Here is a 16,446-nt window from a genome sequence, read left to right as displayed (position 1 = left end):
CGCGCGCCCGTACAGGCTTGATCACTCTCGGCTTTGTCCGTGGCGAACTTGGCTCGGGCGCGAGCATGTGCTCGGGCGCTGCCGCGGTCGAACGGGGGCGGTCGCAGTGTCATGGGGCGAGGAGTGGGCTCCGCTCAAGGCTGACTGATGCCCTGGCGCTCAGCAGTAATCGACTCACATGCAGCTGAACCGGTTGCCTGCCAACATCGGGGGGCCTCCAGTGGCCCGGGGGCCACGGAGACGGGTTCTCGCTCCACTTGGTGGGCAGTGGTGTGCGGCCGGCCGGCGCAGACATCGACGCCACCTCGCGGATCACTCCACGCCCGGCTCCGGGGAGCCCCGGAACGCCCGCTCATCGGGCCAGGCGTTGAGGGCGGTTTCGGCTACGCGCTCGAGGCCTTCGCGGTCGACCCCGTCGCACGCCTGGGTGGACATACCCTGGAGAACGGCCGCGTAGAACGTGGCCAGCGCGCCGGCGTCGGTGCCTTCATGCAGGCGGCCTGCTCCGATGTCGGCGTTGATCCTTTCTTCGAGAGCACGCTTGGTCTCCTCGCGGAAAGCGCGTAGTTCGACCTTGACGTCCTCGGCTGCCGGTGTGCAGTTGGTCGCGCCGTGGATGACCAGGCAGCCCGGCGGGTGGCTGGTGTCGGTGTATTCGGCCGCGGCCAGCCGGAGCAGCGTTTCGACGACGCCGCGCGCGGTGGATTCCGCCAGGGCGCGGGTCACGTAGCTGCCGTGGGTGTGCGCATAGCGCTGGACGACCTCGCTGAACAGCTGCCGCTTGTCACCGAAGGCGGCGTACAGGCTTGGCGGATTGATACCCATCGCCCGGGTGAGCGAGGCGACAGAGGTTGTCTCGTAGCCGTGCAGCCAGAACTCCCTCAGCGCGACCTCCAGTGCCTCGTCCCGGTCGAAGGCGCGTCGTTGCGCGCGTGCGGTACCCATGGAACGAGTCTATAGCGATCGCTAAAGCTGTGCTACGTTCCTTGCTGTAGCGATCGCTAAAGCTGATTCGCCGAAGCCAGGGAGAAGATCTGTCATGCCGTGCTCGTTCCGGCCACACCCGCCCTGCCCAAGCCCGTCTTCGCCCGTATCGTCTGCGGATCCGGCCCTGGACTGCTCCTCGCCCATGGCGCCGGCGGCAGCGCCGAAGGTGACTGCGGACCGACCTCGACGGGCTCGCCGAGCGCCACCGGGTAGCCGGCGCCGGCTACCCGGGTACCGCAAAGGCCCCTGGGTCCGAGAGCCCTCTCGACGTGGACGAGGTGGCCGTCCAGTTGGTGGCCGCCGCGCACGCCGAGGGACCCCCTCAACTGTCGATATCCACCACATCCGTCTGTCAGGAGTACGAACATGCGCGCGATAACCCAGCGTTCCTTCGGCGGCCCCGAAGTCCTCGAACTCACCGAGACAGACCGGCCACAGCCGTTGCCCTCCGAGGTGCTGGTCCGGGTCCACGCGGCCGCCGTCAATCCAGTCGACGCGATGGTCCGCTCCGGGGCAGTCCCCCTGCTCGGCGAGCCCCCGTTCGTCCTCGGCTGGGACATCTCCGGCATCGTCGAAGAGGTCGTCCCCGGCGTCACTCGATTCCAGGTCGGTGACGAGGTCTACGGCATGCCCTTCTTCCCACGGGCAGGCAACGCCTACGCCGAGTACGTCGCCGTGCCCTCCCGCCAGCTGGCCCGCAAGCCCGCAGCCGTCGATCACGCCCACGCAGCGGCCCTGCCACTTGCTGGACTCACCGCCTGGCAGAGCATCGTCGACACCGCACAGGTGCGAGCCGGGCAACGAGTCCTCATCCACGGCGGCGGCGGTGGCGTCGGCCACCTGGCCGTCCAGATCGCCAAAGCCCGCGGCGCCCACGTCATCGCCACCGCCAGCGCGGCCAAGCACGACTTCGTCCGCGGCCTCGGCGCGGACGAAGTCATCGACTACCGGACCGTCGACTTCACCGACGCCGTCACCGACGCCGACCTTGTCCTGGACACGGTAGGCGGCGGCTACGGCCCGCGATCACTGCACGCCCTGCGCCCCGGCGGCCTCCTGGTCACCCTGGTGGACCGTGCCGATACCGCACTCCAGCAGGCCACCGCCGCGGCCGGGAGACGATTCGCCGGCGTCACCGTGGAGCCGGATCACATAGGGCTCCAGGAAATCACCAAGCTGGTCGATACCGGACAGCTGCGCCCGTACATCGAGGACACCCTGCCGCTGGCTGACGCCGCCAAGGCCCACCAGCTCATCGAGTCAGGCCGCACCCAGGGGAAAATCGTGCTGACACTCTGACCCAACCGAAAGCTCGATGACTCGGACGAGTCGACCGGGCTTCGCCGCGACCACGGCGAAGCCCGATTCGGCGGTGCGAGTGGACGCCTGTCGCCGATGTGCCCAACTGGCCAACAGGCCCCCTCGGCTGCCGGCGAGCGTCTGCGTGGCCCGGAGTCGGCAACACGGACAGGGCCCCGACGGCGAAGGCCGGCGCAAGCAGGCCGGGGAGGCCGAGCCGTCCGAAGAGTGCCGGCCATGGCGGCAGCGCCAGGGCGAGCCTCCGGCCCTCCTCGCCGACTCCGGCCGCGGTCTCCTCCTCGTCGAGACCCTCGCCGACCGCTGGGAAATCCTGGACCGCGAACCCCCCGGCAAGACCGTACGAGCCGAGATCGACCTGCCCCGCTGGCTGTCCCTGTTCAAGCATCAGGTGAACCACTTCTCGTAAGGTGCCGGAAGGCGGACCTTGCGACGCCGCGTTGTGCAGAGCGGCGAAGCCGAAGAGGAGATGCAGCGGACATGGCAGGGCTGGAGAATGACGCCGACCCCCGCGGGGCGCTCTTCGAGAGGCCTGTCGAGATCGGAGCGAACGGGCGGCCCACCGGCGTGGAGCTGGAGCTGCCGCCCGACGAGCCGGACCGGCTGGCGAAGCCCCTCGACTGGAAGAGCATCAGCATCGAGACCGAGAGCACCACGGTCGACGTGCTGATGTCCCGGCTCCGTGCGAAGGCGTTGGATCTCGCGCCGGACTTCCACCGCCGGGCCGGCATGTGGAGCGACGTACAACAGAGCAGATTCATCGAGTCGCTTCTGCTGGGCCTCCCCGTCGCCCCCTTCCACATGGCACAGCAGGAGGACGACACCTGGTCCGTCGTCGACGGCAGCCAGCGGCTCACCGCAATCGCCCGGCTCATGATCCCCGGCTTCGCCGAGCTGCCACCCCTGACCCTGCGAGGTCTGGAGTACCTGCCGCAGTACGAGGGCCTCACACACCTGCGCGGGAGGATGCAGGTCCGGGTCCTCGAAACGCAGGTCGTGGTCCACATCGTCCGGCACGGCACCCCCGATGCGGTGAAGTTCAACGTGTTCTCCCGGCTCACGACGGGCGGGTCGCCGCTCACGCCGCAGGAGATCCGGCACGCGATGATCCCCGGTCCCGCCCGTTCGCTGCTCGCCGACCTCGCGGAGAATCCTGCCTTCGGCGAGGCCACCGGATTTGATGTGTCGAACGAGCGGATGCACGACCGCGAGCTGGTCCTCCGCTTCCTGGCCTTCCGGCTCACACCGCCCGCCGCGTACCGGGACCAGGACTTCGAGCTGTTCCTGACCGACGCCATGCACCGCCTCAACGCGCTGACGGACAAGCAACGGCATTGGGAGGCAAGGGAGTTCAGGGAGGCCATGCGGTGTGCGCGGACCGTCTTCGGAGGCCAGGCATTTCGCAGGTCACTCGGCCACCGGCGCAAACTCCCCCTCAACAAAGCCCTGTTCGACGCAGTGGCCGTCAACATCGCTACCTTGGATGACCGGCAGCGTGACGTACTGGTAACGTCGCGTGACGAAGTCCGTGACGGTCTTTCGGCCCGTCTCACCGGGGACTTCGCCTTCGAACGCGCCCTGACCGTCGCCCCCGGCGACCCCGGGAACGTACGGACGCGTTTCGAGGTGGTGGCGCGACTCTTCCAGGGGGTACTGAGCGGTGATTGACCGGCTGACGCTGACCAACTTCAAGGCGTTCCAGCACGCGGACATCCCACTCGGCCCACTCACCCTCCTGACCGGGCTGAACTCCTCGGGCAAGAGCACGGTGTTGCAAGCCCTGGCGCTGTTACGTCAGTCGTGGACGTCGGGCAATATCGACATAAGTATCTCTGGTCCCGTGAACAGGGGCGAGGAAGCCGGGCTCCTTCTGAACGGCGAGTTCGTCGGGCTCGGTACAGGACAGGATGTCCTGCACGAGGACTTCGCCGGGGACGAGCCGAGGATCACGCTGGCCGTCAGCGAGGAGCCCTACCGCTACGAGTGGACGGCTGGTTACGCGCCCGAGCAGAACTTGCTGCCGTTGAAGCTCGTCGAAGTGCCGCTGACGGAGGAGGGCCCGAACGCCCCGCGGGATGAGACGGCAGTGGCACCCCGCTACTTCACGGACGGCTTCCAGTACCTGCACGCCGACCGCATCACTCCCACGGAGCGCTACCCCCGCGACCACCACATGGCCGTCAGGCGCGGCTTCCTCGGCATCCGGGGCGAACACACCGTCAACTTCCTCCGCCACCATGCCGGCGACGAAGTACCCGAGGGCCCGCTACGGCACCGGCGAGCCGCCTCCAGTCGGCTCTTGGACCAAGTTGCCGCCTGGATGCGGGAGTTGTGTCCGGGCGTGCACATCAAGACCGAGGTCATCGAGGCCACGGACTCGGTAAGGCTGTCGTACGGGTTCGGCAACGCGCCGAAGCCGACGCAGCGGCGCCCCACGAACGTCGGCTTCGGCCTCACCTACGCCCTCCCCATCGTCGTCGCCTGTCTCAGCGCGCGGCCCGGCAGCCTCGTACTCCTGGAAAACCCGGAAGCACACCTGCACCCGCGCGGGCAGACGGCCATGGCCCAACTGGCCGCCGCGTCAGCGGCACAGGGCGCACAGCTCGTCGTCGAGACGCACAGCGACCACGTGCTCAACGGCATGCGGCTCGCGGTGAAGCGGGGCGTTCTCCCGGCCGATCAGGCGGTCGTCCACTACTTCCGCAACGACGGTGCGGGCGCCCAGGTGATCACCCCGAAGATCGACGCGGACGGCCTGCTCGACCAGTGGCCGGAGGGCTTCTTCGACGAGCTTGACCACACGCTCGACCAGCTTCTCGACTGAGCCGTCCGAGCCGTCCGAGCCGTCCGAGCCGTCCGCTCCGTCCAAGCCGTCCGAGCCGTCCGAGCCGTCCGAGCCGTCCGCTCCGTTCACACCCAGCCAACCCCATCACCGAGTAGGGGGACTCGTGCCGCTGCTGCTGTTCCTGAACGAGAGGTCATGCGGAACCGACTGCGAGCCGTTACGCGCCGACCGGGCCATGAACCAGTTCGCCAGGACCGCGGTGGCGGTCTCGAAGGTGGACCGGGGCGGCACGGTGCTGGTCTGTGAGGTGCCGCTCAAGCAACTCCAGATCGCGGACGGCTACCCGATCGGGAAGTGGATCGGCAACCCGAAGAACCGCGACCCGTGGCTGCGGCTGCGGCTGATGCAGAGCAAGGCGCCGTTCAAGACGGTGTTCCCGGACGGCGAGGATCCGCTTGACGTCGAGTACCGACACGACGGTGTCACCGTGGCGGGCCTCGGCGGGGCCCATCTGATGGACGGCCTGGGCATCTCGCTGCCGGTGCACGCCTGTTGGGACGCCGCCATGCTGCCGTTGGAGTGCGAGCAGCTCGTCGAGGCGGAGGACGGCAGCACCGACACCCGGGTCGGTGACGTCGAGGTCCGGCATGTCTCGGCCGAACGGCACCTCCACGATCACCTGGCGTGGATGCGGACGTCGCGCGACACCGCCGCACACACGGGGGCGCAGCTGTGGGAACGGCGCGCGGAACTCTTCCCGCACCTGCAGTTCCTGCCGCGGGTCGAGGCCGACCTGCGGGGACTGCCCCAGGTGTGGGTGGGGCCCGTGCGCAAGCGGCTCGTCGAGTTGGAGGAGGCCGTTGCCGAGTGGGATCCGCAGGCGCGGCCGGAGGGACCGCGGTGGCGGTCGTGGGTGACGGGGGAGCACCAGGGGCGCAGGCGGCACTGCCAGTTCACCGATCTCGACGGGCAGCTGGAGTTCTTCGACACCCACTCCCGGTTCACGCCGGACGAAGGGCGAGTGCACTTCCGGCTCGTGCCCGAGGACAAGGCCGTGCGGGTCGCGTACCTGGGCAGGAAGCGCGGCATCTGAGGGTCACGGCAACCCTGCCGTCCCTTACGGTGGGACGCACATCATGATCCAGCGCCGAAGGGGGACCGCGCGTGCGACCGACTCTCGCCGCCGACCAGGTACGCGCCAGCCTGAGCCAGTACCTGGCGACGACCTACGCGCTGGCGGACGAGTCGACGCGGCGGGCGCTGGAGCAGTTCCTCGGGGACCCCGGTGACGGGATCTTCCGCGGACCGTATCTGCGGATCCGTACCCCCTTCAGGACCGCCGTCGGTGACGGCTGGCAGAAGCATCTCGAGTGGTGGCCCAAGGGCTTTCGGCCCCACCGGCACCAGGCCCTGGCCTGGGAGCGGCTGTCCACGCTGAACGGTCCCGCGGAGCCGACGCTCGTCACCACCGGGACCGGGTCCGGCAAGACCGAGTCGTTCCTCGTGCCGCTGCTCGACCACTGCCGGCGGGAGCGCGCGGCCGGGCGGGACGGGGTGAAGGCCGTTCTGCTGTATCCCATGAACGCGCTGGCCACCGACCAGGCCCAGCGCATCAACGACCACCTTGACAACGCGAAGGACACGCGGCTTGAGGGCGTACGCGCCGGCCTCTACATCGGGGACACGCCCTCGCGGGAGTTCAAGGACTCCGTACGCAAGGTCGCCGTGGACCGGGAGGAGATCCGGGCCACACGGCCGGACATCCTGATCACCAACTACAAGATGCTCGACCTGCTGCTGCAGCGCCCCGAGGACCAGAAGCTGTGGCAGGGCTCCTCACTCGCCTACATCGTGCTGGACGAGTTCCACACGTACGACGGCGCCCAGGGCACGGACGTGGCGATGCTGCTGCGCAGGCTCGGCGCGGTGACCGGGCTCGCGCGGGACGAGCGGCCACTCGGGCCGGTGTGCCCGGTGGCGACCTCGGCGACCCTGGGGGAGTCGGGGGGCGAGACCTCCACCATGCTGGAGGTCGCCGAGCAGGTCTTCGGGGTGCCCTTCCCGCCCGAGGCCGTGGTGGGGGAGTCGCGGCGGAGTGTGGACGAGTTCGTGGGGGAGAGCGACTTCTCGCTGCCCTTCCCCTCCCCGCACGAGGTGGCCGAACTCGGTGATCCCACGCGGGACTCGGGGGCCATGGAACGGCTTGTGGCGGCGTTCACGGGTCAATCGGGGCTGTCTCCGGCCGAGTTGGGGGCCAAGCTTCGGCGGCACCGGCTCACCGCGGCCGTTCTGGAGATCCTCGACGGCAAGCCCCGTACGCTGCCCGAGGTCATGGAGGTGCTGCCCCGGTACGCGTACCACTGGGGCGTGGCCGTCCAGCAGAAGCCGGACATCGCCGCCAAAGCGCTTGCCCGCTATGTGGCGCTGCTGTCGACGGCCCGCGATCCGGACGACCCGAAGCGGCCACTGCTGTCCATCGAGATGCACCACTGGGTACGGTCCGTGTCCCGCGTACTGCGGGGAATCACACCCGCGCGGGCCGAGTTCCGCTGGGACGACGAACGGGTCGCCTCCGGCGGGCGGCTGGTGAGCAAGGCCGCGGACGACTCGTCGGACGAGGCGGACAGCGGAGAGGCGGGGGACGCGGCGCCCGCTCCCGCCGACGACAGCGCGCCCCGGCCGGCCGAGGTGTTCCTGCCCGCCGTGTTCTGCCGCGAGTGCGGGCGCTCCGGCTGGGCGGCGCTCTCCCCGGAGACGGACGCCGCCGAGCTCGACCTGAACGCCACCAAGATCCGCCGGGCGTCCGTCGGACGGGACAAGCGGCGCGTACGGAACATGATCGCGACCACTGCGGCGCGCGCCCACGAGGTCGCGTTCGCGCGGGACACGCCGCGCAGCGGACCCACGGTCATGGTGCTGGACGGCGACAGCGGGCGACTGCGCCCCGTGTCGCCCGAGAGCGACTTCGAGCCCGCCCACGACGGCATGGGTCCACGGATCGCGAAGACGCTGCACAATGCGGCGTTCGTCGAGGTCGACCTCGCGGGCGAGCGCACGGCCGAGCGGGACCAGTGCCCGGCCTGCCGCACCTTCAACTCCATCCGCTACCTCGGTACGGGGCTCGCGGCGCTCGCGGCGGCCTCCATCACCCAGCTGTTCACGGGCGGTGAACTCGACAGGAACTTGAAGGAGAACAAGACCCTCCTCTTCAACGACTCCGTCCAGGACGCCGCGCACCGCGCCGGATACGTCGCCAGCCGCTCGTACACCTTCTCCTTCCGCTCCCTCCTCGCCAGCCGCGTCGAGGAGGACTCGTCCGTCGCGCTGAGCGATCTGGCGGCGGACATCATCAAGGAGGTCGTCGACAGCCGGCTGGTGCGGGTCGCGGTCGTACCACCGGACCTGCACGTGTTCCGGGGCGTCGACACGCTGCTGTCCGGACGCAGTCACGGTTCGAAGGCGACATGGGAACTCATCGCCGAGCGGCTGGCGTTCGCCGCGATCATGGAGTTCGGGCTGCGGTCCCGGCAGGGGCGCACGCTGGAACTCACCCGGACCGTGGCCGCCGATGTGCCGCTGGCCGACCCGGACGGCGTGGCCGAGATGGTGCGCGAACTGCTGCACCGCACACCCGGGGACATCGCGCTGGACGACGGGTCGGTGCCGGGTCCTGAGCGGTTCGTGGGGTTTGTGCGGGGCCTGCTGGAGCGGCTTCGGACGCGGGGTGCGATCCGGCACCGGTGGCTGGACGACTGGATCGACCAGGCGGGTGTGCGCCGCTGGCAGATCTGGGGCGGACGCGAGGAGGGCATGCCCGCCTTCCCGCCGGGCGTCTCCGCACCCGCCTTCCTGCTGGGCGGGCCGAAAAAGGGAAGCGACGACTTCGACGTACTGACCGGACGGCTCGGCTGGTACCAGGACTGGACCGTCCGCGCCCTCGGCCTGCGCAACCGGGACGCGGCCACCGACTTCCTGGTCCGGCTGCTGCCCGCCCTCGCCGACGCGGACGTGCTGTCCGTGCGCACCGCGGGCGACGGGGCGACCCGGGTGTACGGGCTCCAGCCCGGCCATGTGCACGTACGGGGGCTCGCCGACGAGGACGTCGGTGACGCGGGGGTGCGCTGCCCCGACTGCTTCTGGCAACAGACCGTCCACCCCGATCTTGTCGGCCAGTGGCACGGACAGCCGTGCCCGCGCTACCGCTGCCGGGGGCACCTCCAGGCGAGCCAGTACGGCGAAGGGACCGTCCGCCAGCGGGACTTCACCGACGACTTCTACCGGCGCATGTACCGCGACGCCGGCGTCTTCACCATCAACACGGCCGAGCACACGGGCACCTTGGACCGCCGCAAGCGGGAAGCCGTGGAGAAGGCGTTCCGCGACGGCACCGACGTCCACTACACCAACCCGCAGGTACTGTCCTGCACACCCACGCTCGAACTCGGCATCGACATCGGCGACTTGTCGACCGTCGTCCTCGCCTCCCTGCCCAAGGGCCCGGCCAACTACGTGCAGCGGGTCGGCCGCGCCGGGCGCTCCACCGGCAACGCCTACCTGCTGACGATGGTCGACCGGGGGCCGCGCGACCGCTACTACCTGGAAGACCCGCGCCAGATGATCGCCGGGGACATCCAGCCGCCCGGCTGCCACCTGTCGGCCGTGGAGATCCTGAGGCGTCAGTACCTCGCCCACCTTCTCGACGTGGTCGCGGCCGGGAAGCTGCTGTCGGCGGACAGCGACCGGGTCCCGCTGCGTCCGCTGCCGCGCCGGGCGACCGAACTGTTCGACACCTCCGGCTGGCTGACGGAGTTTCAGGAAGCCGCCATGGCCGACGGGCGACGGCTCGCGGACGTGTTCCTCCGCCTCTTCCCCTCGTACGACGAACAACGCGGCACCGGCGTGAGCCCTCAAGCCGCCGACGCCGTACGGGAGTTCGCGACCGAAGGGCTCAAGAACGCCCTCGACAAGGCGCGCGAACAGTGGGCCGAGCGGCGAGGGGAACTCCAGCGCCGTATCAAGGCCATCGACGCGGCGACCGACCTGCTCGTCGCCGGTGACCCCGAGCACGAGCGGCAGGGACGCGAACTGCGCGCCGAGCGACGGGCCGTCAGCCGACGGGCCCGTGACATCAGCTCAAGCACCGCGCACGGAGCACTCGTCGACCTGGGCCTGCTGCCCAACTACAGCCTCGTCGACTCCACCACCGAACTGGAGGCCACCCTCACCTGGACCGAGGAGGCCCCGGACGGCCCGGCTGGGCGCAAGGTGTACCGCAGCAAGGTGCTCCGGTACGACCGCACCGCACGGTTCGCGCTGGAGGACTTCGCGCCCGGCAACCACTACTACATCCAGGGCTACAAGCACCGGATCACCGGACTCGACATCGGCAGCGGCAAGCGCCCTGCCTGGATCTGGTGGCGGATCTGCCCCGACTGCGGCCACGTACGCACCCATCGGGCCCAGCAGGACTCCTCGGCGTGCCCGCGCTGCCACTCCGCCGCCATCGGGGACGTGGGCTGTCTGCACAAGGTCCTCGTGCCGCACCGCGTCCACTCCCGCGACCAGCGCGATGACGCCCGGGTACGGGACGACACCGACGAGCGGGAACGGCGGCACTACACCGTCGTACCGGCCGTGGACATCCCGCACGACAGTCTCGTCGAGGCCTGGCGGCATGGCAGTGCCACCTTCGGCTGGGAGTTCACCCGGCAGGCCGTGATCCGGCACATCAACGTCGGCGCCTCGCGCGTGGACACCGTCGCCGACGACGCCTTCGCCGGGCGGAGGGTGCGGCTCAACCCGTTCTGGGTGTGCGACTCCTGCGGCTACGCCGACCCGGACGGCGGGCCCGTCTCCGACGACGCCCTGCTGCCGGCCAAGGCCACGAAATACCACCGGCCCTGGTGTCCCAAGCTGCGCGAGAGCGTGCCCGACACCCGTGCCCGGCAGACCGGGGTCCGGCTGCTGCTCGCGCACGAACTGCGCACCGAGGCCCTGCGCATCCTCATCCCCGCCGTCACCGCGCACACCCAGGAACGGCTCGTCTCCTTCAAGGCCGCGCTGCTCGCCGGGATCGCCCGCAGCTACGGCGGCGACCCCGACCACCTGGCCGTGGTCACCGACTCCATGCCCGACCCTGGCAGCGGCGACCCCGACGTACGCCGCCACTACCTCGTCCTTTACGACACCCTCCCCGGAGGCACCGGCTATCTGCACCAGCTCGCCGGACCCGACGGGCTGCGGGACGTGCTGGCCCGTGCCCGGCAGCTCATCGAGACGTGCGCCTGCGTGGAGGAGGGACGGCCCGCCTGTCACCGTTGCCTGCTGCGCCACGTCGCCGACAGCGAGTACGAGCAGGTGTCGCGGGAGCAGGCCCTCGACATGCTCGGCGAACTCTTCGGCAGCCAGGGCGAGGGCTGGTCGGCCAAGCCCGTGGCCACCACCGGTGACATCACCCTCGTCCACCAGGTGGAGAGCGAGCTGGAGGCGCTGTTCCGGCGCGGGCTGCTGGAGTGGGCGGGCCGCGACGACGTCGACGAGGCGAGCGTACGGACCGCGCTCACACCGGACGGCGAGCGGAGCACGGAGCTGCGGCTGACCGCACCGGACGGGTCCGTGACCCGCTGGCAGATGGAGACGCAGACCTCGCTCGGCTTCACCCGGCCTGACGTGGTGTTCACGCGCCTGGACGCCGAACAGCCGCGGGTAGCCGTCTACCTGGACGGCTACCGCTACCACGCGAGCGGTGAGCACAACAACATCGCCATCGACGCGGCCAAGCGCACCCGGCTGCGCGCCGAGGGCTGGCAGGTGTTCCAGCTGACCTGGGACGACGTCGAGGCCTGGACCGGCAAGCGCAAACCGCCTGCCGACCCGGTGTGGATGCCGTACCAGAACACCGCGCAGAAGACCGCGCTCGACATCCACCGGCGGCTGCACAGCGGGGATACGCGGGATCTGCCGCGCTTCGTATGGGCCAACCCGGTGGACACGCTGATCGGGTATCTCACCCGTCCCGAACCGGAGTTGTGGCGCCGCCGCACCCAGAGCGCACTGTCCGGCTTCGCCGCCGTAGCCGCCACCAGCCGGGCCCTTGCCGACGGCCCGGCCATCGCCGAGCGCATCACCGAGGCCCTGCGCGGGGAGCGGCTGGCCGGGGGCAAGGGTGCCGTGCAGGTCATGGCGACCAAGGACAGCAGCGGCTGTCCGCTGACCATCGCCCTCGATCTGCGCCGGGGGCAGGCGGGGGCTGTGTGGTCGGCGGTGACCGTGCTGGACGACAGCTCGGAGGCGGTCGCGGACGAGACCGCGCACCGGCGGCGGTGGCAGGCGTGGCTGTACTGGACGAATCTGCTCCAGTTCCTCAACGAGGGGGAGGGAGACGGGGCGCAGCTCGCAGGGAGCGGGCTTGACGCGTTTGACGCGGGGGAGTTGGCGGTCACCGGGGGAGCGGGGTGGCTGACCTCGCAGCGCCGGAGGGGGCCAGTGGCGGAGCCGGAGGCCGTCGTTGCAGAGAGCGCCGAGTCCGGGGTTGTACGGGATCCAGCCTGGGCCGAGGTCATCGAGTACCTGCTGGAGGAGCCCGGCCTCAGGGAGTTGTGCGTGGCATTGACGGAGCGGGGGGTGCCTGCTCCGGTGGCCGGTTACGAACTAGGCGCCCAGCTCTGGCCCGCCGAACTCGCCTGGCCGGCCAGGCGAGTTGCGGTCGTGCTCGCCCATCGGCGGGGCGAGGACGGTACGCCGGACCACGACGCCGAGGAGCGTGACAAGGCGTACGCGGCGGCGGGCTGGCGGGCGCGTACCGCGGTCGAATGGGACGCTGGGGAGCTGGCCGCGCTGCTCCTCTCCGGAACCGCCGGAACTGACGGAGACGAGAACTCCGAGAATGGGGGGCACGCCGGATGACCGGGGGCGCCACGCTACGGCTGCTCGACAAGGCGGACAAGGAGATCGCCGCGCTGGACCGTACGACCGTCGAGGCGGTGTACCGGTTCCAGCGCGACTTCCGGAAGAACCCGGGGGCGGGGGTCTTCCACCTCCGGGAGTTGAGGGACGACGGCCGCCTGTTCTCCGCCCGCGTCGACCAGGACCACCGTGCGCTCCTGCTCCGGCTCGCCGCCGACGACTGGCTGCTCGTCTCGGTCCAGCACCGCGACCGTGTGAAGCAGCACGCGGACCGGCTCGCGTACGGCATCAACCAGGTCACCGGCGCCATCGAGTACGTGGACCTCCAGGCTGTGGAGGAGGACGTACGGGACGCACCTGAGCCCCAACTGCCCGCCGAGGAGCCGCTGTTCGCGCGGTACGGCGCCGAGCGGCTCGCCGAGCTGGGTGTCGCCGAGCCGCTCATCCCGATCGTCCTCAAGCTCACCTCGGACGACGAGGTCAGGGCGCTCGCGAAGTACGCGCCCCGGCACACGGGCGAAGTACTGCTGCGGCTGCGCGACGGTTACTCGTACGAGGACGTCAAGGAGCAGGTCACCGCGCTGGTCGCGGTCACGAAGGAAGACGAGTTCGACGCCGATGACTGGCAGTCGGCCGCGGGGCGCTCCCAGGCCGTCGTCATCACCGACGACGAGTCGCTCCAGAGCATCATCGAGGAACGCGACTTCGGCCGCTGGAAGGTCTTCCTGCACCCTACGCAGGAGAAGCTGGTGCGCCGTGAGTACTCCGGTCCGGCCCGGGTGAGCGGCGGCCCGGGCACCGGCAAAACCATCGTGGCGCTCCACCGCGTCAAACACCTCGTCGACCGGCTCGGGCCAGGCCACACCAAGCCGGTGCTGCTCACCACCTTCAACAAGAACCTCGCCGCCGACCTGCGGGCCCGGCTGCTGGCCCTCGGCGGCCCCGAGACCGCGGCCCGTGTCGACATCGTGCACGTCGACCAGCTCGCCACCCGCGTGGTGCGCGAAGCCGACCCGGGCAACGCCAAGCGGCGTATCGACGACTCCCAGGCGCTCAGGGAATGGCGGCAGTTGCTGGTGGAGTCGGGGGAGAACCGCTGGGACGCGGAGTTCCTCAGCGACGAGTGGAACCAGGTGATCCTCGGGCAGGCCGTCCGCTCCCGCTCCGACTACTTCGTGGTGCGCAGAGCCGGCCGCGGACGCACCCTCAGCCGCGCCGAACGGGCACAGGTCTGGCAGCTCGCCGAACGCTTCACCCAGCGCCTGGAACTCAAGGGCCTGGAGACCCACCGCCAGGTCGCTGAGCGGGCCGCCCGCCTGGAGATCGACCGCAAGGCCAAGATCGACCGCAGGCAGCAGCAGACCGACGAACGGGGAGGACTGGCGAACGTACACGTCGAGTCCGGCTCCGGAGCCTTCCTCCGCTACCGCTACCGCCATGTCGTCGTGGACGAGGCCCAGGACCTGAGCGCCGCCCACTGGAAGATGCTGCGCGCGATGGTTCCGGCCGGGCCGAACGACATCTTCCTCGTCGGCGACACCCACCAGCGGATCTACGACAACCAGGTCACCCTCGGCAGCCTCGGCATCAACATCCGCGGCCGTTCCTCCCGCCTCACCCTCAGCTACCGCACGACCTGGGAGATCCTCCGCGACGCCACGAAGGTCATGGAAGAGGCAGCCGAAGCCGACTACGACGACCTCGACGGCGGAACCGACAGCCTCAAGGGCTACCGCTCGGTCCTCCACGGTCGCCGTCCCGCACTGCACCGCGCCGACAGCTGGGACGAGACGCTCGACGCCATCGTTGACCAGGTGAAGGCCTGGCACGACATCCCCCGCGAGTCCGTCGCCGTATGTGTCCCCACCAACGACATGGCCTCGGACGTCGAGCAACGCCTCGCCCGCCACGGCATCACCTCCACCGTGATGACCCGCGACGGACTCCCACGCAACGAGGGCGTCCACATCGGAACGATGTACCGCTTCAAGGGCCTCGAATACCAGCGCATGATCATCGCCGGCGTCTCGGAAGGCTTGGTCCCACGCTCCGCCGTCGACGCCTGGCAACGCACGGACCCCCTCCGCCACCGCCGCGAGCTGCAACGCGCGCGCTCTCTCCTCTTCGTCGCGGCGACCCGGGCCCGCGATGCCCTGGCGATCTTCTGGCATGGGGAGCCGAGCCGGTTCCTGACGCCTTTGGGGGCGTCTAACAGGGCCTGATGTCACGGGAGTTCGGGAGAGCACACGAGGGTTCGGACAGTCTTGAGCCTCGAACGGTCATGACCGAATAGGCGCTCTTTCAAGCATGTCCGCCCGGGTGTCACCGTTTCGTCAGGAACGGACACTGGGGGCGGGTATGGCAATACCTTCGTACGTTCCGGGACTGCCTGCGAAACACGCGGCGCTGGCCGGATTCAAACACGTCGAGCTTCCTGACAAGCATCGTGTGCAGCCACTCTGGACCATCCCACCGCCGGACAGGACGGCGGAACTCGTGGAATACCTGAGGGGAAAGGCGCGGGCCCTCCGTAACGGACCCGGCCTGCATCCGGGCTGGCTCGACGCCCGGAACGCGGAGGGTGAGCTCGACCTCGTGGTCGAGCACGTGTGGCAGGAGGTCTGTGCCACCCTCCTGGGCACTGCGTTACGGCCGGTCACAGGGCCCGAACGTGACCCGGCCCAGCAGACTGCCGCTGCCGAGACTGCCAGGGAATGGGGCGACGGACTCGGCGTGCGGGTCGCGCTGCATGCCGGGCCCGATGCGGACCTGCGCGATCGGTGCCGGGAACTGATCGGCCGACTGCGTGGCCGAGACCCGGAACTGGATCTTTTCCTCGACCTGTACGACATCGGAAACGCCGACGCCGCCGTTGCCCGTGCACTCCGCGGCTGGCGCGAAGTCGGCACACTGGCCGAGTGGCGGACCGTCACACTGCTGGGCGGCTCCTTCCCCTGGGGCGCGAAGGAGCTGAAGGATCACGATCTGACGGAGTGGCCGCGCGCCGAGTGGCAGGTGTGGCAATTGGTACGGGACCGAATAGAGCCCCAGGCCCCGGAGATCACATACGGCGACTACTCGACCGTCCACCCTCGCAGCGGCGACGCGCCGCCCGGCGGAAGGATCTTCTACGAGACGCCGCGCTACACCACGGCCGAACACTTCCTGATCGGCAAGGGTGCCCAGTGGGGTCGTGGTGAGGAGAGCCTCATGAAGACGCTCGCCGCGCGGATCGCCGGCGATCCCGAGTTCCGTACGTCCCGCAGCGACGGAGAGCGATGGTTGCAGAATCAGGCAGATCCTGTTGTCAGTACGAACCCCGGGAACCCCTCGGTGTGGGTGGAGAAGGGCCACATACAGCACCTCACCTTCATCGCCGACCAGATGCGCGAGCCAGGCCGTTGACCTGGGCGGCGCGGATCGAATAACCCTTCGGAAAACGCCAGTTGCCA

Annotated in this window: 8 protein-coding genes and 1 pseudogene; 8 read left to right on the top strand and 1 reads right to left on the bottom strand. The window is 69.8% G+C overall.

The features are described from left to right. Nucleotides 1–312: 312 nt before the first annotated feature. Entirely contained in the window at nt 313–945 is a 633-nt protein-coding gene (locus tag ACFYO0_RS20475; RefSeq protein ID WP_388677710.1) for a TetR/AcrR family transcriptional regulator, read from the bottom strand. A 408-nt stretch (nt 946–1,353) separates the two neighbouring features. Here ACFYO0_RS20475 and ACFYO0_RS20470 point away from each other — a divergent pair, with 408 nt between their 5' ends. The 8 genes and pseudogenes from ACFYO0_RS20470 (at nt 1,354) to ACFYO0_RS20435 (ending at nt 16,399) form a co-directional block, all read left to right on the top strand. After that, nucleotides 1,354–2,286 (top strand): NADP-dependent oxidoreductase, encoded by a 933-nt coding sequence (locus ACFYO0_RS20470; protein WP_388677708.1) that lies wholly within the window; start codon nt 1,354–1,356, stop codon nt 2,284–2,286. A 259-nt stretch (nt 2,287–2,545) separates the two neighbouring features. Further along, nucleotides 2,546–2,713 (top strand): annotated as a pseudogene (locus ACFYO0_RS20465) (ATP-binding protein); the annotation flags it as partial. Nucleotides 2,714–2,784: 71 nt separating this feature from the next. After that, nucleotides 2,785–3,972, top strand: a complete 1,188-nt coding sequence (locus ACFYO0_RS20460) for a DUF262 domain-containing protein (RefSeq protein WP_388677706.1) — start codon at nt 2,785–2,787, stop codon at nt 3,970–3,972. Continuing rightward, complete coding sequence (locus tag ACFYO0_RS20455) at nt 3,965–5,128, top strand: DUF3696 domain-containing protein (RefSeq protein ID WP_388677703.1); 1,164 nt, start codon at nt 3,965–3,967, stop codon at nt 5,126–5,128. The genes ACFYO0_RS20460 and ACFYO0_RS20455 overlap by 8 nt, the downstream gene beginning before the upstream one ends. Before the next feature lie 124 nt (nt 5,129–5,252). Next, nucleotides 5,253–6,182 (top strand): hypothetical protein, encoded by a 930-nt coding sequence (locus ACFYO0_RS20450; protein WP_388677700.1) that lies wholly within the window; start codon nt 5,253–5,255, stop codon nt 6,180–6,182. A 71-nt stretch (nt 6,183–6,253) separates the two neighbouring features. Continuing rightward, nucleotides 6,254–12,994, top strand: coding sequence for a DEAD/DEAH box helicase (locus tag ACFYO0_RS20445; RefSeq protein WP_388677698.1), 6,741 nt, complete (start codon nt 6,254–6,256; stop codon nt 12,992–12,994). Beyond that, the gene (locus ACFYO0_RS20440; protein WP_388677695.1) at nt 12,991–15,216 is read left to right on the top strand and encodes a UvrD-helicase domain-containing protein; all 2,226 of its coding nucleotides are present in this window, start codon (nt 12,991–12,993) and stop codon (nt 15,214–15,216) included. Before ACFYO0_RS20445 ends, ACFYO0_RS20440 begins: the two co-directional genes overlap by 4 nt. 85 nt (nt 15,217–15,301) lie before the next feature. Continuing rightward, on the top strand, nt 15,302–16,399 hold the full coding sequence (locus tag ACFYO0_RS20435) for a hypothetical protein (RefSeq protein WP_388677693.1): 1,098 nt from the start codon (nt 15,302–15,304) through the stop codon (nt 16,397–16,399). Nucleotides 16,400–16,446: the final 47 nt, after the last annotated feature.

The organism is Streptomyces sp. NPDC006365 (assembly GCF_042870755.1).
Taxonomy (GTDB): Bacteria; Actinomycetota; Actinomycetes; order Streptomycetales; family Streptomycetaceae; genus Streptomyces; species Streptomyces xiangluensis.
The sequence above is the reverse complement of the archived record's forward strand: the minus strand, read 5'-3'. Positions and strand labels throughout refer to the sequence as shown.

Excerpts from the sequence above, each read along its gene's own strand:
- ACFYO0_RS20440 (WP_388677695.1), top strand. The coding sequence starts at position 12,991 with ATGACCGGGGGCGCCACGCTACGGCTGCTCGACAAGGCGGACAAGGAG.
- ACFYO0_RS20470 (WP_388677708.1), top strand. The coding sequence starts at position 1,354 with ATGCGCGCGATAACCCAGCGTTCCTTCGGCGGCCCCGAAGTCCTCGAA.
- ACFYO0_RS20460 (WP_388677706.1), top strand. The coding sequence starts at position 2,785 with ATGGCAGGGCTGGAGAATGACGCCGACCCCCGCGGGGCGCTCTTCGAG.
- ACFYO0_RS20475 (WP_388677710.1), bottom strand. The coding sequence starts at position 945 with ATGGGTACCGCACGCGCGCAACGACGCGCCTTCGACCGGGACGAGGCA.
- ACFYO0_RS20435 (WP_388677693.1), top strand. The coding sequence starts at position 15,302 with ATGTCCGCCCGGGTGTCACCGTTTCGTCAGGAACGGACACTGGGGGCG.